This window comes from Bradyrhizobium glycinis, assembly GCF_016031655.1.
Classification (GTDB): Bacteria; Pseudomonadota; Alphaproteobacteria; order Rhizobiales; family Xanthobacteraceae; genus Bradyrhizobium; species Bradyrhizobium glycinis.
This window is the reverse complement of the sequence record NZ_JACCHQ010000041.1, coordinates 43,068-50,024: the sequence shown is the minus strand read 5'-3', so window position 1 is coordinate 50,024 and position 6,957 is coordinate 43,068. Positions and strand designations below refer to the sequence as shown.

4 protein-coding genes and 2 pseudogenes are annotated in these 6,957 nt (G+C 58.9%); 2 read left to right on the top strand and 4 right to left on the bottom strand.

Features of this window, described 5'->3' with window-relative positions; all coding sequences use genetic code 11:
- Positions 1 to 354: 354 nt before the first annotated feature.
- Positions 355 to 783 carry an IS66-like element accessory protein TnpA gene (tnpA, locus tag HZZ16_RS34790; RefSeq protein ID WP_197955057.1) on the bottom strand — a complete coding sequence of 143 codons (429 nt, stop codon included), beginning with the start codon at positions 781 to 783 and terminating at the stop codon, positions 355 to 357.
- 364 nt (positions 784 to 1,147) lie between these two features.
- On the bottom strand, positions 1,148 to 1,357 hold the full coding sequence (locus HZZ16_RS34785; RefSeq protein ID WP_197955055.1) for a hypothetical protein: 210 nt from the start codon (positions 1,355 to 1,357) through the stop codon (positions 1,148 to 1,150).
- 480 nt (positions 1,358 to 1,837) lie between these two features.
- Here HZZ16_RS34785 and HZZ16_RS34780 point away from each other — a divergent pair.
- Positions 1,838 to 2,775 (top strand): IS630 family transposase gene (locus HZZ16_RS34780; protein ID WP_376707611.1). Its coding sequence is split into 2 segments (ribosomal slippage): positions 1,838 to 2,027 and positions 2,027 to 2,775, totalling 939 coding nucleotides; the frame shifts between segments, so codons are not numbered across the junction.
- A gap of 85 nt (positions 2,776 to 2,860) precedes the next feature.
- Positions 2,861 to 3,703 (top strand): annotated as a pseudogene (locus tag HZZ16_RS34775) (ISNCY family transposase); the annotation flags it as partial.
- Positions 3,704 to 3,844: 141 nt separating this feature from the next.
- Here HZZ16_RS34775 and HZZ16_RS34770 read toward each other — a convergent pair.
- Positions 3,845 to 5,341, bottom strand: a complete 1,497-nt coding sequence (locus tag HZZ16_RS34770) for an aspartate/glutamate racemase family protein (protein ID WP_197955051.1) — start codon at positions 5,339 to 5,341, stop codon at positions 3,845 to 3,847.
- Between the two features lie 276 nt (positions 5,342 to 5,617).
- A pseudogene (locus HZZ16_RS34765) lies at positions 5,618 to 6,810 on the bottom strand (IS3 family transposase).
- Between the last annotated feature and the right edge of the window lie 147 nt (positions 6,811 to 6,957).

Sequence of the window (6,957 nt, the reverse complement as noted above, 5' to 3'; positions counted from 1 at the left end):
GGGCTGCAGCGTCATAGCCGCTCACCGTCAAGCTCTTATGCCCCAACACCGTCAGGTGTCGTGTGAACTCCGTCACCAGCGGGGCGAGATCGCCTGCGTCCATGCAGCGCAGCCCGTGGCAGTGATCCTCACTCGACTTGGCCATTCCTTGTCTCCCTTCCGTTGCCATCAAGACAGGAAGGGAGGCTCAGATTATGCGGAGTGAGAAAGAGGGCAGCAGGAACTAAACTGTTGATAACGAAGTGGCTCTCGGATTGAACGGCCGCACACTCCGCATAATCGTGGGCTCCGCATAATTGCGGAAGTCTACCGGTTTGGTCGCCACCATCACCCGGACCGCGCCTGACGGACCGATCACCGGCTCGCCTTCAGCGCCTGGACGATCGACGCAATCATCGCCGTGTCCGCCCCACGACCGGCTCGGATCGTAATGCCATCGACTTCAATCTCGATGATCCCGCTATCTGGCTTGCGTACCGCTTTGCGCTCCCGGTGAGCAGTCGGCGCCGGCACCACGGCGTCCACGACCGCGGGCACAAACTGTACTTCGTCCGCTTCGGAATGACCGCCTGCGGCTTCTCGCAACTGACGCCGCCACCCAAACAGCTGCTGCGGCGACAATCCATGCCGTCGAGCCACGGAACATACCGAGTCGCCACTCGCCAGGATCTCCGCGACGATCCGCGCCTTGTCCTCGTCGCTCCACTTCCGCCGACGACCGACACCGGTGAAAACCTCAAGCCGCCGCACCGGCTCCGTGATAGCAGTATGCACTGTGTCCATTCTAAGCCTAACGGTCGAAACCGGACCGCAGACTCGCAGATCGCCCCGTCATCCGGTAGGTGGCCACTGAACAGCGCTTACGGTTCAATCGAGAAGCAATTCGCAGATAAAGTCTGATGTTGAAGCCAATGATGACATCTCAGCAAACCCTTCGAGGGGTGCCGAACCGGTTACGTGGGTGCATTGCGGCCCGCGGATTCGCTAATCTCGACTTGGAGCGCAGCGAATGGGCCCATTTGTAAACCGCAGGCGGCTCATGCGGGCTTCGCCCTGGCAGCGGGTGCACTGAATTCCAGCTATGGTCGCGCTTTGCGCGACGCACCGACGAACGCGGGTGGGCGCGGGTGAGGGAGTATCTCTGCTGTCAAATAGCGTGAGCGAGGGTCTGTGCTGCAACACGTTTCACCTCGCGCCAGGTTTCGGCGAGCTTTGCCCACAGTGCACAGTTGTCAAGCATGGAAGCAATCTCCCCCTCGACCTTGCGGGATTGGCGCTTCAGCAGGGCGATCACCTCGTCGATGCTCTTGCGAATTTCCGTGTTATTGAACCGGCTTGCGGGACGCTGCTTCTGCACGGTAAGATCGTCTGGCGGAGTCTTGCCATAATGGCTTTCAGGCGGTGCTGAGTCCCGCTCGGCAGTGGGGTCCGAGCCGGGTTCTTGGCCTCGGCGAGCAGGCGATGACGGAGGAATAGATCCGGTCAGATTTCTCCAGAATGGCCTCGGTGTAGCGGCGAACGCTGCGAGTATTGGTCAGCGCGCAGTTAATTCCTCTCTCCCAGAAGTCGACCGATGGCTTTGGCTCGTGCCCGACCACAGCGTGTTTCACGGCAGGAAGGCAGCCAACTTCGCAATGCCTGCCAGTCGTTATCAAAGCTCGCGAACCGATGCCCGGGTTCGATACAAGGTAAACGTAGCGCGGACGCCATTTAGATTTTTTGTGTGTAGTCGTTGGAGCGCCGCTAAAGCGGGATGGGGTTAGGTTGAATCGATTTGGGATTCCCAAATCAGTCCGTTTCTGATGCACCATGCTGGCTGGGCGGGAGCCCAGCATGGATGGGCAAGCCGTACTCTCTGGATCTTCGCAAGCGGGTCGTGGCGGCAATTGAGAGCGGGATGTCCCGCAATCAGGCCGCCAAGCAGTTTGGGGTGGCGATCAGCACGGCCATCGGCTGGATAAAGCGAGTCGATGAGACCGGCAGTGTCGAGCCTAGCCAGATCGGCGGCTACAAGCCGAAGGCAATTCGGGCGCGCACGCGGTCTGGCTATCGCAGCGGATCAAGGACGGCGATTTCACCATACGCGGTCTCGTTGCCGAGCTCGCCGGGCGCGGTCTGAAGGTCGACTACCACTCGGTGTGGGACTTTGTGCATGCCGAGAAGCTCAGCTTCAAAAAAGGCGTGGCGGCTGGCGAACGCGATCGTCCCGAGGTCGCGCGGCGGCGGGCGCAGTGGACAAAGTACCAAGGTCGCCTCGAAGCTGAGCGGCTGGTCTTCATCGACGAGACCTGGACCAGGACCGACATGGCGCCCTTGCGGGGATGGGCGCCGCGCGGGCACAGACTTCACGCCAAGGTTCCCCACGGCCGCTGGAAGACCATGACCTTCCTGGCGGCCCTGCGCCATGATCGGATCGACGCGCCGTGGTTCATCGAGGGGTCGATCGACGGCGTGAGCTTTCGCACCTATGTCGAGAAAGCTCTTCTGCCCGTTCTTCGGCCCGGCGACATCGTCGTCATGGACAACCTCGGCAGCCACAGGAGCAAAGCAGTTCGTCAGCTCATCCGTTCGGTCGGCGCTAAGCTCTTCTTCCTGCCAAAATACTCGCCCGACCTGAACCCGATCGAACAGGTCTTTGCCAAGCTCAAGCACCTGCTGCGCAAAGCTGCCGCGCGAACCGTCGACGCGGTCTGCGCTGCAATCGGCCGCGCACTCGATGCCTTCACCCCCGACGAATGCGCCAACTACCTCAAAAATTCAGGCTACCGAACCTAATGTTATCACGCTTTAGAAGAGTCATCTTCGGAAGGGTGCTCACAATGGACGACATTCGGACGAAATAACACAAAGCGATGGAGCGCACAGCCATCTTGACCTCGCTCCCGAGATCCGCGGCAAGCTGCTTTCGATGAGCGCGGCGACGATCGATCGGGCGTTGGGCCGGATTCGGGACGGGCTCGGTCGCCAGCGCCGGCGACCGGGCGCACATGTCCTGCGACGCAGTATTCCGGTACGGACTTCGGCGGATTGGAATGATCCCGCGCCGGGGTTCGTGGAGGCGGACCTTGTCACCCACAGCGGTCCATCGGCGCGCGCCAGTTTCGTACAGACCCTGGTCCTCACTGACGTCGCGACCGGCTGGACGGAATGTGCGCCGCTGATGGTGCGCGAGCAGACGCTACTGAGCACCGCGCTGGTGCAATTGCATAAGCAATGGCGCTTCTTGGCTTGGACACGGACAATGACACTGTTTTCATGAACGAGACGCTCAAGACGTATTGCGACAGGGCCAATCCTATTTTCACGCGCTGCCGGCCGTACCGCAAAACGATCAAGCGTTCGTCGAGCAAAAGAACGGCGCCGTCGTGCGCAGGATGGTAGGCTAACGGCGGTTCGAGGGTTTGGAGGCGGCGACGCTGCTGGCGAGCTCTACCGCTCAGCGCGCCTGCTCGTGAACTTCTTCCAACCTTCGCTAATCGCCGAGCAGCGCGACGGCGCCCGTGTGCACAAGACCTCCAGCGCACCTGCGACGCCGCATCAACGAATAGCCGCCGACGCGCGCACGTCCGATGAAGTTCGCGCCCGTCTACAAGAGACTTTCGCCAGCCTCGACCCCGTCGCCTTGTTGCGCGATATCCGAGTGACGCAGGAGCGGTTGGCGGCGCTTACCGATGCCGAGCCTGCGAGGGCTCCGCGCCCCGCGCCGTTGCGCCACCGAGCCTGACGGACTCAAAGTTCATCGGAACTCTCCCTATTGCTGGATGAAGTGAGAGTTTCAGACCAGTTCGCCAGCACCGGGGCTACGCGTGGAGTCACGTGAACGCATAGGCCCCGCCAAAAAATGCTAAACCCTAGCACCAAAGATCATGCGCGCGACCTTGTCTTCAATCGGGAAGTCTCTGGGAATATTACAAAGTTTGCTGTGGCGTAGGCCTGCTGAAAGATACTTGAGCACGAGAAGTCGGGCGAGTTCGAACAGAGGATCAATGAATAACTTTTTTTTGCCGGGCTGACGTTTCGGCGCTGTTAATATATGATTCCGGTAGAGAATAGATATCTCTGTTAGCGACAGGACAATAATGGATTCATCAGCGAGAGTCTCGTGTACGAGCCTGCGGAATCTTTCCGTCAAGGATTGAATTCGACGCTGATCAGTACCTATATGCTTCACAGCGAAGGCTAAATTCGATGCATTATATCCCCTCGCCTTAATTCCGGCTTCACGAAAGGGCTGCTCATAGCCGCTGTAACCGCCGGCGACATCTACAACCGGATCGATTCCAATGAGACCAACCTCCAATCCCTGGGTCTGCCCAAACGTGTATTTCAGAGCCTCTACACACGCATCAGCAATCGACACAAAGTGAGCTTCATACTCGTTGCAAAGCTCGATGATGTTCGGCTTAAAGTAGATTGTCGTATTGCAAGCAACCGATATTAGCTTACAGCCAGACCTAAGCAAGTCCCGTATCGCGAGCTCCATTTGCGCCCGTACAACTTCCTCGCGCTGGATCAGCTCCATCGACAATCCCATCGCTGGCAGCGAGTGGACGGTAACGTCCGGCATTAACACATCGGGTATATTATTATATAGACGCCGAAAGTGTTCTAAGAAGTCCTTCCACAAGGTTAGACCAGACTCAGGCGAGTTGCCCGTCAAAATTCCAATTTTTGGTCCCGTTGGTGGAGGAAATCGCCGCCAGTCCTCTCTCGTCTTGTCGGTATGCTTTAAATTGCGGCCAAGCCAGATATCTTCATGGCCGCTTACTTCAGCGACCAAAGTACGCGGAAAGATGCGCCCCACGCATTCAATGAGGTCTTTCGCCTCCATCTCCATCGCGTACTCACGGTTGCCAATATTAGTGGTTATCGTCGTCGGGAAGCCCTCTTCGATGAGGAGGGAAGTATCAAAGATTTGGGCAACCTCCGTAACATCAAAATACTCCTTCAGAATCACGTCAATGTTTAGGGGATTCACGAGCCCAAAAAATTCCCCTCCCTTAGACTCGTTTTCATACGTGAACTCGGTCGGATCCACGCCCAAGGAAATGCATATACGGTGACGATTGAAACTTGTATTTGCTCGCGTGTGTGCCGCGTAATATTTCTTTTCTCCGCTCAGTAGACTCGTAAAACTACCGATTTCGCTTTTCATTTCAACCCAAAGCGGAACACCACCATGTTCTCCTGTCCCTAACCTGTCGCGAATTACAATAGCGGAGCGACAAGACGCAGCACTTTGTCCCTGATAGTTTCTGACAATATTGAACCAATGGCCAGAACTAACCAAACGCTCTCTCGTTTTGCTCTCAAGAGTCGGCAAGACGCCAGGCTTTGACATAAACATCTCCTGCAACAATCGCCATCCGATGAGACAGCCCTGGACCGGCATCATCGTAGTTGATCTAAGCCCTACGAGCCCCTCCAAGAACGGGTAGCTCCACCCACTCGTAAGGCGAGCTGAGTTTAGACCACCAGAAGTTAGACTGTTGCGCTTCTCTGCAGCGAGACCCGCGGCCCGGATCGACCTATAAGCGGCGCCTTGCCGCGGTCCCGTAGGGCGCGGGCAACAGACTGCGAGGTTCGAGGGTAGTGATGGTGACCTTGCCCCCAAGTTTTATCCAGTCCTGAGTTCGTCCTGGCTGTTGGATTTGCCCCAGTTGGGCGGTGGTAGCGACGGGAGCTGGCGCGGAGCCGTCGGCATAGCGCAGCGCCAGATCCCGGCGCGGGTTGCACGTGAAGGCGAACTCGGAGGGCGTCTTCCATCCGAGCTGCGAGTGCGGTCGTGCGTCGTTGTAATCGGCGCGCCAGCATCCGAGCGCGACGCGGGTCTGAGCCAGTGACGTGAACAGCGTCTCGTTCAGCAATTCATCCCGGAGCCGACCGTTGAAGCTTTCGATGAAGCCATTCTGCATGGGCTTGCCCGGAGCGATATAATGCCAGGCGACGCGGCTCCGATCGGCCCAGGTCAGGATGGCGTTGCTGGTAAGTTCGGTGCCGTTGTCGCTGACCACCATCTTCGGCTTGCCGCGCTCCATGACCAGCCGATCCAACTCCCGCGCCACCCGGGCCCCGGAGAGCGAGGTATCGGCCACCAGCGCCAAGCACTCGCGGGTACAGTCGTCGACCACGGTCAAGATGCGGAAGCGGCGGCCATCCGTGAGCTGATCGGAGACGAAGTCCAGTGACCAGCGGTCGTTCGGTGCCATCGGCACCGTCATCGGCGCCCGGGTCCCGATCGCCCGCTTGCGGCCGCCACGGCGGCGCACCACGCCAGCTTCTCTTCCCGGTACAGCCGGAATAGCTTCTTGTGGTTGATCGCAAAGCCCTCCCGCTTGAGCAGAACATGCAGGCGCCGATAGCCGAAGCGGCGGCGCTCCTGGGCGATCGCCTTCATGCGCTGGCGAACGCCGGCATCATCCGCTCGGGTCGTCCGATATCTCATCATCATGCGGCAGCAGCCGATGGCTTTACACGCCCGCCGTTCGCTCATCCCGTGGCCATCCACGAGATGCGCGACAGCCTTCCGCTTGGCCGCGGGCGTCACCACTTCTTTCCCAAAAGGTCCTTCAATGCCGCATTGTCCAGCATGGCGTCAGCCAGGAGCCGCTTCAGCTTCGTGTTCTCGTCCTCCAGCGTCCTCAGCCGCTTGGCCTCGGAAACGTCCATCCCGCCGTACTTGGCCTTCCATTTGTAGATGCTGGCGTCGCTCACGCCGTGCTTGCGGCATAGATCGGCGACCGACACCCCGGCCTCGTGCTCCTTCAAGATCCCGATAATCTGCTCTTCCGTAAAGCGGCTACGCTTCATGCTCTGGTCCTCTCGTGGGCCAGAACGAACTTCAAACTGGATTAAGCCTCGGGGGCAAGGTCAATGGCGAGACAGTTGATCGGCGCCGCGTAAGCCCTTCGCCGAAAACGGGCCATGCCCGATTAGCTATCTGGGAACGCTGCGTGC